The 16440-nt window shown below is 35.3% G+C and carries 14 protein-coding genes, 1 riboswitch and 2 other annotated features; all 14 genes read right to left on the bottom strand.

Features of this window, described 5'->3' with window-relative positions; genetic code table 11:
• Positions 1-5: 5 nt before the first annotated feature.
• The 14 genes from tyrS to BUA82_RS05440 all read right to left on the bottom strand — a co-directional run bounded on the left by tyrS (position 6) and on the right by BUA82_RS05440 (position 16034).
• A complete protein-coding gene (gene tyrS / locus BUA82_RS05375; RefSeq protein ID WP_073005426.1) occupies positions 6-1193 on the bottom strand; it encodes a tyrosine--tRNA ligase in 1188 nt (395 codons plus the stop codon).
• Positions 1194-1286: 93 nt separating this feature from the next.
• Positions 1287-1546: a binding site (T-box leader), on the bottom strand.
• 58 nt (positions 1547-1604) lie between these two features.
• The gene (locus BUA82_RS05380) at positions 1605-3008 is read right to left on the bottom strand and encodes an alkaline phosphatase family protein (RefSeq protein WP_083599801.1); all 1404 of its coding nucleotides are present in this window, start codon (positions 3006-3008) and stop codon (positions 1605-1607) included.
• Positions 3009-3328: 320 nt separating this feature from the next.
• Positions 3329-3559: a hypothetical protein gene (locus BUA82_RS05385; protein WP_073005427.1), complete on the bottom strand. Its 231-nt coding sequence runs from the start codon at positions 3557-3559 to the stop codon at positions 3329-3331.
• A gap of 235 nt (positions 3560-3794) precedes the next feature.
• Positions 3795-4193, bottom strand: a complete 399-nt coding sequence (locus BUA82_RS05390; protein WP_073005428.1) for a hypothetical protein — start codon at positions 4191-4193, stop codon at positions 3795-3797.
• An 85-nt stretch (positions 4194-4278) separates the two neighbouring features.
• A complete protein-coding gene (locus BUA82_RS05395; protein ID WP_073005429.1) occupies positions 4279-5049 on the bottom strand; it encodes an alpha/beta fold hydrolase in 771 nt (256 codons plus the stop codon).
• Positions 5050-5062: 13 nt separating this feature from the next.
• Positions 5063-6757: a M3 family oligoendopeptidase gene (locus tag BUA82_RS05400; protein WP_073005430.1), complete on the bottom strand. Its 1695-nt coding sequence runs from the start codon at positions 6755-6757 to the stop codon at positions 5063-5065.
• Between the two features lie 80 nt (positions 6758-6837).
• Complete coding sequence (gene asnA, locus BUA82_RS05405) at positions 6838-7854, bottom strand: aspartate--ammonia ligase (protein ID WP_073005431.1); 1017 nt, start codon at positions 7852-7854, stop codon at positions 6838-6840.
• Between the two features lie 59 nt (positions 7855-7913).
• Positions 7914-8166 (bottom strand) — a binding site (T-box leader).
• 74 nt (positions 8167-8240) lie between these two features.
• Complete coding sequence (locus BUA82_RS05410; protein WP_073005432.1) at positions 8241-9014, bottom strand: ABC transporter ATP-binding protein; 774 nt, start codon at positions 9012-9014, stop codon at positions 8241-8243.
• A 2-nt stretch (positions 9015-9016) separates the two neighbouring features.
• Positions 9017-10063: a FecCD family ABC transporter permease gene (locus BUA82_RS05415; RefSeq protein ID WP_073005433.1), complete on the bottom strand. Its 1047-nt coding sequence runs from the start codon at positions 10061-10063 to the stop codon at positions 9017-9019.
• A 94-nt stretch (positions 10064-10157) separates the two neighbouring features.
• A complete protein-coding gene (locus tag BUA82_RS05420; RefSeq protein ID WP_073005435.1) occupies positions 10158-11087 on the bottom strand; it encodes an ABC transporter substrate-binding protein in 930 nt (309 codons plus the stop codon).
• A 243-nt stretch (positions 11088-11330) separates the two neighbouring features.
• Positions 11331-12422: a nicotinate-nucleotide--dimethylbenzimidazole phosphoribosyltransferase gene (gene cobT / locus BUA82_RS05425; protein ID WP_073005437.1), complete on the bottom strand. Its 1092-nt coding sequence runs from the start codon at positions 12420-12422 to the stop codon at positions 11331-11333.
• A 20-nt stretch (positions 12423-12442) separates the two neighbouring features.
• Positions 12443-13519 (bottom strand): pyridoxal phosphate-dependent aminotransferase, encoded by a 1077-nt coding sequence (locus BUA82_RS05430; RefSeq protein ID WP_073005439.1) that lies wholly within the window; start codon positions 13517-13519, stop codon positions 12443-12445.
• Positions 13520-13584: 65 nt separating this feature from the next.
• The gene (cbiB, locus tag BUA82_RS05435; RefSeq protein ID WP_073005441.1) at positions 13585-14550 is read right to left on the bottom strand and encodes an adenosylcobinamide-phosphate synthase CbiB; all 966 of its coding nucleotides are present in this window, start codon (positions 14548-14550) and stop codon (positions 13585-13587) included.
• Positions 14550-16034, bottom strand: coding sequence for a cobyric acid synthase (locus BUA82_RS05440; RefSeq protein ID WP_073005443.1), 1485 nt, complete (start codon positions 16032-16034; stop codon positions 14550-14552). The genes cbiB and BUA82_RS05440 overlap by 1 nt, the downstream gene beginning before the upstream one ends.
• A gap of 211 nt (positions 16035-16245) precedes the next feature.
• Positions 16246-16426, bottom strand: a riboswitch (cobalamin riboswitch).
• Positions 16427-16440 lie beyond the last annotated feature (14 nt).

Here is a 16440-nt window from a genome sequence, read left to right on the forward strand (position 1 = left end):
ATTACCTAACTTATTCTTGCAAACTTCAGCTTTCCAACCTGCAGTACATCTTGGGATTTTATTTTAGCTGTCTCTGAGACCTTTTCTCCATTTATTTTTACAGCTCCCTGTTTAATAAGTCTTTTAGCTTCGCTCCTGCTTGGGGCAAAGCCTATTTCAGTGATTATTGATATTAAATCTTGAGTAGTATCTATATTTATTTCTTCAATGTCTTCAGGTATAGCTTTCTTTTGAAATACCTTTTTAAAATTTTCTTCTGCATTTTCTGCTTCTTCTTTTCCGTGGTATAAAGTAACTAGTTCCTTTGCTAACATCATTTTTATATTTCTTGGATTTTCTCCTTGATTTAATCTTTCCTTTATCTTGTCTACCTCATCTGGATGTATATCTGTGGCTAATTCAAAGTATTTTATCATAAGTTCATCTGGTATAGACATAGATTTTCCATAAATATCTGATGCACTTTCATTGATACCTATGTAGTTTCCAAGGCTCTTACTCATCTTTTCTTTACCATCGGTTCCTTCTAAAAGAGGCATAAATATTGCTACCTGTGGTTCTTTTTCAAAGTCCTTTTGCATAGTTCTGCCCATTAGAACATTAAATCTTTGGTCGGTACCTCCTAACTCTATATCTGCATTGATAGCTATAGAGTCGTAAGCTTGCATAAGTGGGTAAAAGAATTCATGTATTCCTATACTATGATTATTTTCAAATCTATTTTTGAAGTCTTCTCTTTCTAACATCCTAGCTACTGTGTATTTTGATGTAAGCTCTATAATATCCCTGAAGTTCAGCTTCTCCAGCCACTCACTGTTAAATTTAACCTCTGTTTTTTCTAAATCTAAAATTTTAAAAATCTGCTCTTCGTAGGTTTTAGCATTTACCATTACCTGCTCTTTAGTAAGTTGCTTTCTAGCCTTTGATTTACCTGTGGGGTCACCTATCATTCCTGTGAAGTCACCTATGATTATCACAGCTCTATGACCTAGATCCTGTAACTGCTTTATCTTTCTAAGCACCACAGCGTGGCCCAAATGTATATCTGGTGCTGAAGGATCTAAACCTAGTTTAACTGTCAAGGGCTTATTATTATCTATAGCCTTTTGTAGTTTTTTCTTAAGGTCCTCTAAGTTTATTATCTCATCTGCTCCTTTGCCTATTATCTTAATTTGTTCTTCTACTGATTTCATTTAAAAATCCTCCTTAAAATTAAATATTATTATTAAATTGCTGCAGCAAATTATTTGTAAAACAAAAAACTCCCATCCTCCGGCTTAAAAAAACCAGAGGACGAGAGCATAATTCCCGTGTTACCACCTCAATTTATGGATGTTTCACAACACCCACCTCTTCAAGTACGATGCAACGCATGATACTCTAGCATTATAAGGGATGCAGGGTTCCCAAGGCAGCCTACTAACCTAAAAGGTGTTTGGTGCTTCACTCAGAGCTGTATTCAAAATAAAATCTTTTCTTCCTTGCACCCACCGGAAGCTCTCTTTAAAAGAATTATATTTCTACTCTTTCTCTTCATAGTGTTTATATATATTAACATTTAAGTATGATTATAGAACGACAATTTAAATATGTCAAGCTGCTAGTTATTGAAATATATCCAATACCCTTCCATCAACCTCACCAAGGTTTAGCCCTAAAAGTTTTGCAAAGGTGGGGGCTTCATCTACTATAGTCATATCTTCTATAATTACACCCTTTTTTACCCCTTTACCAGCGGCTATGAATACAGTCCTATAGTCTTCCTTTTCAGGATCAAAGCCATGCATTCCTGCATAGTACTCTGAATCGTAAGGATCAAAATCTTCATATTTTACTTTGCTTACCACAGAAGGAGCATCCCAATGATTGCTGAAATAATAGCCTCTTTTTGCTTCTACCATGAATTCAAAGTCTCCAGTCACTCTCTTTTGACTAAGCTCTTCTTTGGTATATAGCTTTTCTATTCCATCCATCTTTAGCTTTTCTACTATTTCTATTACTTTTTCTCTAGCTTCATGGTCTTCAGTATCCTTTAAGAATATTTGACAAGAGCCATCGCAGTGATTAGCATATGCTCTCCAAGCTATAACCTCATTATTTGAATTCACATCAATAAGTCCCGCTCGTCTAAAAGCTGTATTTAAGCATATCCTATGATCTACATCTATAAAGGCATGATCTCCAATTACTATAAAAGTAGAATTATCATATATACCAGCTTTCTTTGTAGCTTCTATAATATCCCCAATAGCCTTATCTGTTTTCTTTAATGCTTCTTTGGCCATGTTACTAAATACTCCATACTTATGTCTCCAATGATCCACGTCAGTAAAATGTACAAGCATTAGGTTAGGTTTTTTATTTTTTATCATATATTTTGCTGTTTTGCTTGTGAAAATATTCAAATAAGGTTGTTTCTTACCTTTAAGAACTTTTCCATACAAGGCTGCTGCTTCTAATGCAAATTTTGGAGTACCGTATTTTAATATGAGGGGTACCTGGCTTTCCCCTTCCTTTACAGGCCAAATTTCCGGTATGTTATATTGAATTTTTGCCCCTGCCATTACCGGCCAGAATAATGCACCTACCTTAAGGCCTTTTTCTACTGCCAAGTCATATAATTTGGTACTTTTATTGTCACTATCATACCAGTTCCATTGTGATTCCTTAACTCCTGGCTGAAATTTTTCATTGTTATAAACACCATGCTTGTCTGGATAATTCCCAGTTATTATGCTGGCATGACAAGCATAGGTAACGGAAGGATATATACTTTTCACATTAGAGCAATATGAACCTTCTTCCATAAGCATCTTTATATTAGGAAGCTCCTGAATCATATCTAAATCCCTGCTGTGAAATCCATCTAATGAGATTACTATAAGATGCTCAGTTAGCGCCTCCTTCAAAGCATCCTTATGCTTCTTCATGCTGTTAATTTTATATAAAGTACCTGCTGCCACAGCTGCCGCCGCAAGCCCTGTAAGAGCTTTATTCTTCTTATTCATAAAAAAACACCCCTCTCTGTAATTGAGAATTTAGAATTTAGAATTGAAAATGAAGGAAGAAACTCGAAGAGTTTCGTAGAATCTATAAAACTTAAATCCTTAAAGGATTTAAGTTAATATAAGAAAAGCTTCCTAAGAAGCCTTTTCTTATTTAAAATTCAAAGAAACTCCGTGAGTTTCCTCCTCCATTCTAAATTCTAAATTGTCAATTCTAAATTTATTAACTACATTATAGCATTTAATTGGATTTTTAATTCAATACATCTTAAGCAATGTTAATAATATATTATTAATATGTATTTTAATATAGAGTGATATTTTTAATTTTTATGGTTTTTGAATATACTTATAAAGGACAACATGCATAATACAAACAATAACAGCAACCTTAGCCAGTCCATGTAACCCCAAAATTCGCCTCCATTAACAATGTCAGGACTTAAATTATATTCATCCACAAATATCCCTAAGTTCCAAAATAATTTCAGTGAAATAATAAGTGAAGAAAAACTCAAAACAAATACCAATATTGATAGCTTTCTTTTAGTCATTCTATTCTCCCCCTCTTTGTAATTGAGAATTTAGAATTGAAAATGAAGGAAGAAACTCGAAGAGTTTCGTAGAATCTATGGAACTTAAATCCTTAAAGGATTTAAGTTAATATAAGAAAAGCTTCCTAAGAAGCCTTTTCTTATTAAAATTCAAAGAAATTCCGTGAGTTTCCTCCTCCATTCTAATTTCTCGATTCTAAATTATAAATTATAAAGTTCTGCCCATAGCAGAACTTTATGCAGACAATACTGAATCCATTATTTTAAATGTAGGATAGCCTATAAGTACTCCGTATATATGGAAGCATGCAAATAGTATTAGCATTACTATTAAAGCAGTGTGAAAGGCCTTCCACTTACCCCCTCCATTTTCCGGCCTTAAGAATAAGCAGGAGAAGGCCAAGGCTGCCATGCTCAGCCAGGAAAAGTAGCCGGATATATTTTGGGTACCTGCAAGATAATAGCCATGTATAAAACCAGTAATCAGTGCTAGTACTCCAAATATCTTATGAGCTTCTTTCATAGCTTTAACTAGTTTTACATTTCCTAATATATTAAACACAAAATAAGAAACTGATATCATAGCAAATAAGAAAGATGCTGCTCCCAATGCTTTTAAAACCCCTAAAGACATATGCCCTCCTATTAATTAATGTTAATACTAATTATATATTCGGGCATATACTATTTAATTCTCAAGATGTAAAATAATGTAGTATTTACTTATGCATAAGATGATTATTAAACCAGTTAATAGTGTCTTCTACCATTCCAATGGTTATATAATGATTAAGCCTAGGCACTTTAGTAAATTCTAGTTTTTCAGGTGCTTCTTTATAATACTCTAAGATTTCATTATAAAAATACTCCTGACTTTCTATGGGAACTATAGCGTCGGCTTCACCATGAAGCATGAGTATAGGTCTTAAGTTAAAGCTTTCCTTATGTGATGTGGGGTCATAGCTTCTAAGCTCTTCTAAATGCTCCTTAGGCACTGTAAAGCCTTCCGCTGCCTTAAGAAATAATTTTTCTGCCTTTTCATAGGCAAAGGACCCGTTTATATTTATTACGGTTTTAATTTCTGGATGCTTAGTGAATATTCCTGCAGCACTAAAGCCTCCCATAGAGTGTCCAAGCAACGCCATATTCTTTTCATCTGCACCTAGCTCTTCCACTGCCATCTTTATTAGCTTTTCAGATTCTTCTATATTATTAAAAACAATTTCCCAAAAATGCTTTGCTGCCATGGTTGCATCATCATAGTTTAAGCTTCCTCTTTCCCCATGATAAAGGGCATCAGGTATTATTACCATGTAACCATATAAAGCTAAGGTTTCTCCAAACATGGTATGGTTCTCCTTTTGGGAGGACCATCCATGATACAGAAACACCGTAGGGAGCTTTCCTTTAGCCTTCTTTTCCTTTATGACAATGCAGGGTATTCCTAAAACTTCAATTCTATTAACGCTTAAGCTTTCGTTCTTTAGCAAGTTATTTTCCTCCTTAGAGCTTTGAGTCTTCTACGGAATCTAAATATTCCTGTATGCTGCCCATTACACTATGGATACATCCATCTTTAAATGGAGATGTTAGGTTTGCCAGTTCAACTAATTTAAGGAAAGATTTGCTTCCCCCTGCTTTGCATAGATTCAAATAGTCTTCCCAAGCTGCTTCTCTATTTTCCCTAGACCTCTTCCAGAATTGGAAAGCACATATTTGAGCTAGAGTATAATCTATATAGTAGAAAGGTGTGCCAAATATATGTCCTTGCTGGTACCAGAAGCCACCTCTTTCTAGATAATCATTACCGTCATAATCTCTATGAGGAAGATATTTCTTTTCTATTTCTCTCCATTTACTCTTTCTTTCTGCTGGAGTCATTTCTGGATGCTCATACACTTCATGCTGGAATTCATCTACTGTAACACCGTAAGGTATAAATAGTAAACTACCTTCTAAATGATGAAACTTATATTTAGCTGTATCTTCTTCAAAGAATAACTCCATCCATGGCCAAGTAAAGAATTCCATACTCATAGAATGTATTTCACAAGCCTCATAGGTTGGGAAATGATATTCTGGAAGTTCATAATTTCTGCTAGAGTACACCTGGAACGCATGACCTGCTTCATGGGTAAGTACATCTATATCTCCTGAAGTACCATTAAAGTTTGAGAAAATAAATGGTGCTTTGTAATCGGATATATATGTGCAATAACCTCCACCAGCTTTTCCTTTTTTATTAACTAAGTCCATAAGCTGATTTTCCACCATGAAATCAAAGAATTCCTTAGTTTCAGGGGATAATTCTGAGTACATCTTGCTTCCATTGTCTACTATCCACTCTGGGTTTCCCTTTGGAGTAGCATTTCCACTATTAAAAGCAAGAGCTTCATCATAGAATTTTAGTTTATCAAGGCCAAGTCTTTTTCTCTGTCTATCCCTTAAAGCAGTTGCTTCAGGCACTATATAGTCTAAAACTTGTTTTCTAAAGCCTTTTACCATTTCAGCATTGTAATCAGCTCTTAGCATACGATCATAAGCTAATTCTACAAAATTATTATATCCAAGCTTCTTGGCTATCTTAGTTCTAACCTTTACAAGCTCATCATAAATCCTATCAAAGTCCGCTTCATTATCTGCAAAGAATTTGTACTTTGCATCTATAGCTTTCTTTCTCATATCCCTATCTTTAGATTGTATGAAAGGGGTAAGTCCTGAAAGGTTTCTCTCTTCTCCTTCAAAATCTATCTTTGCAGAAGCAATGAGCTTGGTGTACTCGCTGGAAAGCTTATTTTCCATTTGCAAATCTTCTATGATTTCTGGTTTAAAAGTGTTAATAGTAAGCTCTGCAATATTGAAGAGCTGCTTTCCCCATCTTTCTTCTAACTCTTTTCTGAACTTAGATTTCACTATGCTCTTATAGTATTCTGAAATTATACCCTCATAAGATGGCATAACTTCATCAAGATAGTTTTGTTCTTCTTCATAAAACTTATCTGTGGTGTCTATGGTGTGTCTTATCTCTACTAATTGAGCCATGGTTTCAATATTACTTCTTAAAGCATTTATTTCTTCCATGAGAGTGTTTTGCTCTTCAAAAGACTCTGCATTATTAAAATTAACTAGAAGCTCTTTAAAAACCCCTTCTGCCTTTTTAATATCAGGTCTTTCATAATTAAACTCATTAAATTTCATAGTATCGCCCCCTGTTTTTGCTTATACTATAAATTATAGAGTTACTTCCAAAATATATCAATAAGAAGAAATAATATATATTATAAAAGCATTATTCCTCTTTCCTCACATCTTTCAATAATATCCTCAGGCCAAATCCCTGCTTGCACTTCTCCTATATGGGCTTTTCTTAAGAAGAACATGCATATTCTAGATTGTCCTATACCTCCTCCAATGGTATAAGGTAGTTTTCTATCTAATACCGCACTATGGTATTGAAGGGAGGTTCTATCTTCACAATGAGCAAGCTTTAATTGCTTTAGAAGCACTTCTTCATCTACCCTTATTCCCATGGAAGAAACCTCAAAAGCTCTTTTTAATACTGGGTTCCAAAATATTATATCCCCATTGAGTTCCCAATCATCATAGTCTGGAGAACGTCCATCGTGCTTTTCTCCGGATTTTAGCGCCCCCCCTATTTTCATTATAAACACCGCTCCATATTCCTTTGCTATGCTATCTTCCCTTTCCTTTGAAGTAAGGTTAGGATATTTATCTTCCAGCTGTTGTGATGTGATAAAATGTATATCATCAGGAAGCTTTTCTTCAAATTGAGAATATCTCAAGGATAAGTACCTTTCTGTAGCTTTAAAAACCTCATATATTTTCTTAACGGTATCTACTAATGTTGCTTCTTTTCTTTCTTCCTTAGTTATTATCTTTTCCCAATCCCACTGGTCTACGTACATAGAATGGGTGTTATCTAAATCCTCATCCCTTCTTATGGCATTCATATCTGTATAGAGCCCTTCCCCTGCTTTAAACCTATATCTTGCTAGGGCCATCCTCTTCCATTTAGCTAGGGACTGAACCACCTCGATGATGCTGTCATCGATAGACTTTGCATCAAAAGCTACTGGTCTTTCTATTCCATTTAGGTTATCGTTAAGCCCTCTACCACTTCTTACAAATATAGGTGCAGACACCCTAGTAAGGTTTAATTCTTGCGCTAGCTTATCTTCAAAAAAATCTTTTATTGCTTTAATAGCAATTTCTGTTTCTACTAAGTTCAACGTAGGCTTGTATCCTTTAATTATTGGCATCATGTGGTGTTCCATAGTTTTCTCCTCCTATTTACTGTATATAATTAAATTAATAAAAAAAACCCTTCATCCTACAAAGGGACGAAAGGTTGTTATCTTTCCGCGGTACCACCCAAATTAGCATAAAGAGCTCACTTAAAACAGTACGGAATTATATTCGATACTGCTGTGCTTTTAACGGTGCCACTCCGTCTAAGTCTACTCTCCCTAAGGGTTTCGGTTAGATACTCAGAGATGTTCTTCACTCAGGCCTCCATTACCGGACTCTCACCACCACCGGCTCGCTTAAACTTACTCCTTAGCTACTCTTCTCTTCACTGTATTTAAGTTAAATAAAATTCTTGTTACAATTATATTTCATCACTTTAACGAAGTCAAGTGAAATAATTGCCAATTCTCAATTAAACTACCGGCATCACGTAGGGTGCTCCGTTGGAAGTGTTTCTTATTATGTCCACTTCTATATTGTAAACCTTCTTTATATTTTCTCTAGTTATTACTCTTGCCGGCTCCCCTTTATCTATAATCTTTCCTTTTTCTAATAGTATTATCTCATCGCTATAAAGAGAGGCTAGATTTAAGTCGTGCATTACCGCTATGACGGTTATGTCTTTTTTGAGCTTTTTGAAGATATTTAGAAATCCCAGCTGGTGCTGGATGTCTAGATGAGAAGTTGGTTCATCTAGTAGGATTATATCCGTATCTTGGCAGAGAGCTCTTGCAGCGATAACCCTTTGCTGTTCTCCGCCACTTAAAGTAGTTATAAGCTTATTCTTTAACTCCCAAGTAGAGGTGAGCTTCATACTCTTTTCCACCATTTTTTTATCTTTTTCATTATAGTCCTCAAATCTTTTTTTGAAAGGCGTCCTTCCCATAATTACTATGTCATAGGCAGTAAATTCATATTCTATATTGATATTTTGAGGCACTAAAGCTAAGTTTTTCGATATTTCCTTGTTACTAAGCTTAACCGCATCTTGGTCATTGATAAAAATCGTTTCCTTTGAAACATCTAAAAGCTTGCTTAGGTTTTTAAGCAATGTAGTCTTCCCTGAACCATTAGGGCCTATGATAGAATAAAATTTACCTTTTTGGAAGCTAAGGCTTAGATCCTTAATTACTGAATCTTTTCCATAGCTAAAGCTTAAATTGTTTACTTGAACTGGGAAATCCATAACTACATCACTCTCTTTTTATATTTTAAAAATAGTATTATAAAGTATGGGGAGCCAAACAAAGCTGTAACTGCTCCTACGGGCAGCTCTGCTGAAGGGAGAATACTCCTTGCTAAGGTATCTGAAAAAAGCAGGAACATGGCTCCTCCTAAAGCTGAAAAGGGAATCAGTTGCTTATGATTAGGTCCTAATATTATTCTCATCATATGAGGTATAAGAAGTCCCACAAAGCCTATTATTCCAGAAAAAGAAACACAGGCTGCCACCACTAAAGAGGATACCGTAACTATTATCTTTTTAACCTTTTCCACCTCTACACCCATGGTTTTTGCAGCTTCATCCCCAGTTAGCATAAGGTTTAAATCTCTAGAAAAGAAATATATCACCAGCACCCCTATAAATACAAAAGGTACCACCACAGCTATTTGAGTCCAGTTGGCAGAGTTGAAGTCTCCCAAAGTCCAAAACACTATTTTATCTATTTTATTATGATTAAACACCATAATTATGGACAAGCAAGATGATAGTAAAAAGCTTACCGCAATACCTGCTAACAAAAGGTTTACTGTAGGTATTCTATTGCCCACCCTGGCTATGTTATATACAAAAAATGCTGTAACCATAGCCCCTATAAAGGCAAATGTGGTTACCATACTAAAGGAAAATATGCTTTCCCCTATTTTGAAAACTATGGCTATAGCCGCACCCAAGGCTGCCCCTGAGGATATCCCTAGGACGTAGGGGTCAGCCATAGGATTTTTAAATACTCCTTGAAATGCTACTCCTACCACTGCCAGTCCCATACCCACGATACTAGCCATGATTATTCTTGGAAGTCTTATTCTATATATGATTAAGGAATGAGCAGAAGAAACCTGTGCTTTTACCCCATCACTTACAAAAGACAGAGGTTTGATAAGGGCAAAAAAGGCTTGCTTAAAGCTTATATTTGCAGTTCCTAAGGCTATAGATGTTATTATCATTATGAAATATATGAGTAAAAGCATAATAAAAAATTTCTTTTTGTTACTCTGAATTAACTTAATCATACAAATTCCTCATTTTCTAATATAAATTGCCTTCTATCCATGGCCATGTATCTAATAATGCCATAGAACTTATGAGAACGTTATTTCTCCTTACTTATTTAAAAGCTTCTGGATGCAATATCTTTGCAATTTCTTCTACTCCTTGAGCTGCTCTTGGTCCTTGTCTATCAAGAAGATTATTATCTATAACAAATACTTTATTATTCTTTACAGCATCTAAATCCTTGTAACCTTCAGTTGTTAAAAATTCAGCCTTAAAGTACTCAGGAAGTATTATTATTTCAGGATTTTTCTCAATAAGCTTCTCTTTACTGTATTTCCATCCTTTAGTATCTTTAGCTACATTATCTCCACCAGCCATAGTAATCATTTGATGAATAAAAGTTTCCCCAGTGCTTGTAAAATCTCCACCTTTGCCAAAGCCTACTACATAATATACAGAAGCAGCTTTTTTACCTTTTACTTTACCTTCTACAGCTTCAATTTTCTTTTTCATTCCGCTAACCACTTCCTCAGCCTTAGCAGAAGCATTTAACATCTTTCCTAAAGTATTAATGGAATCATATACTCCCTCAAATTTGTCATCGCTGTATAGGGCAACTACCTTTATTCCTAGCTCTTGAAATTTCTTTCCCACTTCATCTTTAAAATGTGTAGAAGCTATAACTACATCTGGCTTAAGCTCTACAATCTTTTCTATATTAGGCTTTTGAAGAGTTCCTACATCTTGAACCTTCTTAGCTTCTTCTGGGTAATCGCAGTAAGTAGTTCTTCCCACTAGCTTATCACCTTTTCCTAAAGCAAATATCATTTCTGTTATGTTTGGTGCTAAGGAAACTACTTTTTGTGGTTCTTTTTCTATTTTTATTTCTGTTCCTTTAGAATCTTTTATGGTAAGGGGAAAGGAAACAGCTTGCTTATTATCATTTTTTGGTGCTTCTGCTGGCTTAACTCCACAAGCAGAAAGCATAACCGTGAAAAGAAGTGTAACAATTATAATTAGCTTTTTATTGAAATTTTTCATAATATTATTTTCTCCTTATTGCTGTTATTAACAAAGTATAAAGCCCTTTGTCATGGCAGAATTCATATGGTTTCAATGAAACTTCTTCTCCTCACCTAAAGCTTTTAAAAATGAGAGAATGATGCTTTAGATGTTACGAAGAAGTAAGCGACTGCGCCAAATCGAAGATTTGGAGCATCTGCTTAAGTATAAAGCCCTTTGTCATGGCAGAATTCATATGGTTTCGCAGAATGTTGCTAAGGTTTATATATTATTTTTATCTCTTATATCTACTAACTTCTTTGATTCTTCTTCCTGTATGCCCACTTGGTTGAAAGAAGCCATGTGGCTAACCATGTATAAAGAAGCTTCAATTATGTTGAAAGCTAGTGGACATCCACTTCCTTCTCCTAATCTCATATTTAAATCTAGCATAGGATTTATTTTTAGCTCCCTAAACAAATGCTCCACAGCTTTTTCTTCCGATTTATGAGAAGCAAACATATAGTCTAGGGTTTCAGGTTTTAGCTTGTAGGCGCATAAGGCAGCCACTCCGGATATTAAGCCGTCTATAACTATTGGAAGCCTGTTCTTTGCTGCTCCTAAAAAGCATCCACACATACCTGCAATATCTAATCCACCCACCTTACAGAGTACATCTATAACATCTTCATTGTCTGGTTTATTAATATCTAAGGCTCTTTTTAATACAGACTTTTTGTTTTCAAATTGTTCCGGGGTAAGTCCGGCTCCCATACCTACTACTTCATCTATATTTAATGAAAGCAGTGCAGCCATAACAGCGGTGCTGGTGGAAGTATTTCCAATTCCCATTTCTCCTGTACCTATAAGGTCATAACCTTGCTTAGCTAGATCATCCACCACTTCTATACCTACTTCTATAGCCTTAATAGCTTGTTCTCTGGTCATGGCAGGTCCTTTACTCATGTTATTTGTTCCATGCATAACATTTTTTGACAGTATTTTAGGATGATTTATTTCATCCTTAACACCCACATCTACAATAGTAAGAGTGGAATTAGTAAACTCCGCCAGTACTCCTACCCCTGTGGTCATTTTAGGAAAGCAATAAGTCATAAGGGTGGTGATATTTTGTGGTGCTGCACTTACTCCTTCTTCACAAACACCGTTATCTGCACACATTATCACCACGGTTTTTTTGTTTACTTTGTTAATAATCTTTCCGGTAATACCTGCAAATTTTGCTCCTATGGTTTCCAGCTTTCCTAGGCTTCCTATAGGTTTTGCCAGGTTATCAATATGTAGCTTTGCCTCTTCTAGAGCTTTTTTGTCTGAAGGTCTGATTTCTTTAATTGTTTCTTGTAAAAGAGTCATTTCTCCATCTCCCTTAAAATTTATATGTGAATATCTTTTAATAAACTAATTAGTGTATCATTGCTTTTCCTATCCTTTACCGCTACCCTTATAAAGCTATGATTTAATCCTTCATAATTGCCGCATCTTCTTACTAATATACCTCTTTGTAAACAGCTCTCGAAAATCTCTTCATCAGTAATATCTTTTAATTTTAATAACAAGAAATTTCCACTACTTTCATATACTTTCTCTATAAAAGGAATTTTTCTAAGCCCCTCTGTGAGGAGACTTTTCTGTTTATTCACATATCTTATGGTGCTTTCAATGTATTCTTTATCCTTAAATATATATTTTAGAGAAACTTCAGCAAAGGTATTTATATTCCATGGAAGCTGCTTAGATCTTATGCTTTCTGCAACTTTACTATTAGTGGTTATTCCATAGCCAAATCTTATACCTGGCAGAGCAAAAAATTTTGTTACTGCTCGTATTACAATCAAACATTGATATTGAAGGCTCTCCTGTAAAAAGCTTCTATTAGGCTCTCCTGTAAATTCTATAAAGGCTTCGTCTATTATTATTAGTTTAGAGTTTTCTTCGCAAAAATCTAAAATAGGCTGGAAGGCCTTCTTATCTATAATTCCTCCGTTAGGATTATTTGGATTTCCTAGGATTAAGCCATCACAATGGTGCAACTTTCTTAATATATCTTCATAATCATAGTGAAACTCCTCTTCTTCCTTTAAATAGCTATACTCTATGTCTATATCATACTTTAAAGCAGAAGTCCTATACTCTCCAAAGGAGGGAACCGCTATACAAACTTTTTTTAAGAGGCTTAGGGAAAGGTCTATTATCTCTGCTGCTCCATTTCCTAAAATAATTTCATACTTTGAACTTTCTAGAGCTAAATAAGCTTTAATATTTTCCTTTGCCTCTCTATATTTAAGATCTGGGTAATTCACTGCGCTTTCTAAGATGCTTTTTATATTTTCTTTGAAGGATTTAGGAATTCCTAAGGGGTTTATATTAGCACTAAAGTCTAAAAGTTCCCTTCCTCTTAGTTGACCTTCTGTATATATATCTCCTCCATGGTCTCTTATGGTCTTATCCATGTTTCTTCCTCACTTATACCAACTTTTATTATTTTTGATTGCTTCTAAATGACATTTTTCTTTCATTACAAAATCACATTTATTATTATTTCAGCGACTAGCAATAGAATTATTTCCGAAGAAAACATTAAAACATTGCAGTCTTTAATGTGACCGTACTCCAGAGAATTCTGTGGGTCTCCTATGGTAGGCTTTTCTACCGGTATTCCAAAATAAATATTAGTACCTCCCAGCTGTACCTTTAAAGCTCCTGCAGCAGCAGCTTCAGGATAAGCGCAATTAGGACTTTTATGATTTTTTCTATCTCTTATCAGTATCTTAAAGCTTTTACCCATATTTCCTTTTACCACTGGAGCTGAAAGGCATATTAATACCCCTGTCAACCTAGCTGGTATAAGATTGAAAACATCATCTGTCTTTGCAGGGAAAAAACCTATATGAAGATATTTATCATTCATATAACCCAGCATAGAATCCATTGTGTTCACAGCTTTATAAAGCATAGCTAGGGGAGCTCCCCCTAAAAGTCCATAAACTAATGGAGCAATAACCCCATCGGAAGCATTTTCTGCCACTGTTTCCACTGCAGCCCTAGTAATATCTTTAGGGCTTAAAGAGCTTGTGTCCCTGCCTACTATATAAGAAAGCTTTAGCCTTGAATCCATTAGGTCATCTTTCTTTAATGAGTCGTACACCTTCATGCTTTCTTTGTATAAGGATTTTGCCGCTAAAGTGGTCCATAGGAAAACTATGTTAGCTATATGAAATAAGAGCTTATAGGGCCACAATAGATAGAGGATAATAAAAGGGATTAAAAAACTCAAAGTAATCATAATTAAAACTATAACAGCCCCTGAAGCTTTAAGCTCCTTAGCGCTCTTAGCCTTGCTTCTTGAATAGTTTTCCAGCTTCTTTATAAGCTTTCCCATGTATATTACCGGATGAGGAAAGCCATAAGGATCTCCTATAATAAAATCTATAATAACCGCTATTAAGATATCTATAGAGTTAATTTTTAGAAGGTAAAGCATTACTTCATCCCCAAGACTTCATATATTTTTCTCATATCCAAGTTTTCCCTAACTATATCTGCTAATTTATTTATTTCATTATCTCTTATTCCTTCGTAGGTTTTAGATACTTTAACAGGAATTCCTTTATTTTCCCTTATGATATTAAGGATATATTGCCTAAAATCTACGCTGTCAAATATGCCATGGATATAGGTTCCTATTACATTGCCTTTTTCATTAAAGGTTCCATCAAAGTTTTCCACTTTAACTCCATTAACTTCTTCTAAAGCTATGAAATCTTGGCAGGCAGCCCCTTTCTTGGTAGTTCCCATATGGATTTCATACCCATAAATACCTCCTTGATTCCCCTTATGTTGGAAGCTTCCCTTTACCCTGGTCATTACTTTTTCTGCTTCTAATGAGGTTTCAATATCTAATAGTGCCATACCCTCAGTGCATAGGGCTTGACTTTCTACTTTAAGAGGATCACTGATGATTTTCCCTAGCATTTGATAACCACCACATATTCCTACAACAAATCCATGAGAGGCATATTCCTTAACCTTTTGTTCTATACCAGCCTTCCTTAAAGTCAACAAATCTTCTATGGTGTTCTTGCTTCCAGGGATTATTAAAATATCTGGGTTGCCAAATTCCTCTTTACTCATAATAAATCTAACACTTACATCTTCTTCAGTCCTTAAGGCATCCACATCGGTAAAGTTAGATATATGAGGAAGCATAAGCACAGCTATATCTATGGGTGCATTTACTGTTTTATTTATCTCCATCCTAGAGCCATCTTCATCTTCTAAGATGTGATGAAAATAGGGTACTACCCCTAAACAAGGTATTTCAATTATATCTGTTATCATATCTATGCCAGGCTGTAGTAAGGCGATATCTCCTCTAAACTTATTAATAATAGTACCTTTTACCCTCTTCTTTTCCTCTGGGGTTAAAAGTAACATAGTGCCTGCTAAGGAAGCAAAGACCCCTCCTTTATCAATATCTCCCACTAATAGCACTGGAGCATCTACAAGCTCCGCCATACCCATATTTACTATGTCATTATCTCTTAAATTAATTTCCGCCGGACTTCCCGCGCCTTCCATAACTATGATGTCAAATTTCTTTTCTAGCTCCAAAAACTGTTCCTTAAGCATATCCTTAAATTCAGCCTTAAGGTTGTGATATTCCTTGGCATTGCTGTTTCCATAAACCTTACCATTAACTATCACTTGGCACTTGGTATCAGATGAAGGTTTTAATAAAATAGGATTCATAAAAGCCTCTGGTTCTAAACCTGCAGCATAAGCTTGAAGCACTTGAGCTCTGCCCATTTCCTTGCCATCTAAGGTTATGTAAGAATTTAAAGACATGTTCTGGGATTTATAAGGGCATACACTATATCCGTCCTGTTTAAAAATCCTGCATAGGGCTGCGGTAACAAGACTTTTACCTACAGAAGAAGCAGTACCTTGAATCATTATTTTAGCCATATTCATTCTCCTTCGGAGTGGTGCCAGGCACGTGACAAGTGACAAGTTGCACGCAACTTGTCACTTGTCACGTGCCTGGCACCCTCAAAAATAAAAGCATCATGCTTTTGCATGATGCCATTAGAATTCTAAATACTTTTATAAAATATAAATATCTAGATAAAAGCAGAAAGTTTCTGCTTTCTTCTAATAGCTTTCCCACCGAAAGCATATTAAGAAACAATAACAGGCAGGTCTCCTGGCTTATGATTCATCCTTTCTCCTAACCTTCCTCATATATAGAGTGGCCTATTAGGAGTCCGTCCTCAATTACAGTAGCGGGGGCTGCTGCGGAATATAACCGCATTCCCTTTTCACCTTACTTAAAAGGCACCTGAATTTTTCTATTTAGTTGTGCGTGCCAGTC

It is taken from the genome of Clostridium amylolyticum (genome assembly GCF_900142075.1).
GTDB lineage: Bacteria > Bacillota > Clostridia > Clostridiales > Clostridiaceae > Clostridium_AA > Clostridium_AA amylolyticum.

Coding starts and splice junctions, on each gene's coding strand:
- tyrS (WP_073005426.1), bottom strand. CDS start 1,193: ATGAAATCAGTAGAAGAACAAATTAAGATAATAGGCAAAGGAGCAGAT.
- BUA82_RS05380 (WP_083599801.1), bottom strand. CDS start 3,008: ATGAATAAGAAGAATAAAGCTCTTACAGGGCTTGCGGCGGCAGCTGTG.
- BUA82_RS05385 (WP_073005427.1), bottom strand. CDS start 3,559: ATGACTAAAAGAAAGCTATCAATATTGGTATTTGTTTTGAGTTTTTCT.
- BUA82_RS05390 (WP_073005428.1), bottom strand. CDS start 4,193: ATGTCTTTAGGGGTTTTAAAAGCATTGGGAGCAGCATCTTTCTTATTT.
- BUA82_RS05400 (WP_073005430.1), bottom strand. CDS start 6,757: ATGAAATTTAATGAGTTTAATTATGAAAGACCTGATATTAAAAAGGCA.
- asnA (WP_073005431.1), bottom strand. CDS start 7,854: ATGGAACACCACATGATGCCAATAATTAAAGGATACAAGCCTACGTTG.
- BUA82_RS05410 (WP_073005432.1), bottom strand. CDS start 9,014: ATGGATTTCCCAGTTCAAGTAAACAATTTAAGCTTTAGCTATGGAAAA.
- BUA82_RS05415 (WP_073005433.1), bottom strand. CDS start 10,063: ATGATTAAGTTAATTCAGAGTAACAAAAAGAAATTTTTTATTATGCTT.
- BUA82_RS05420 (WP_073005435.1), bottom strand. CDS start 11,087: ATGAAAAATTTCAATAAAAAGCTAATTATAATTGTTACACTTCTTTTC.
- cobT (WP_073005437.1), bottom strand. CDS start 12,422: ATGACTCTTTTACAAGAAACAATTAAAGAAATCAGACCTTCAGACAAA.
- BUA82_RS05430 (WP_073005439.1), bottom strand. CDS start 13,519: ATGGATAAGACCATAAGAGACCATGGAGGAGATATATATACAGAAGGT.
- cbiB (WP_073005441.1), bottom strand. CDS start 14,550: ATGCTTTACCTTCTAAAAATTAACTCTATAGATATCTTAATAGCGGTT.
- BUA82_RS05440 (WP_073005443.1), bottom strand. CDS start 16,034: ATGGCTAAAATAATGATTCAAGGTACTGCTTCTTCTGTAGGTAAAAGT.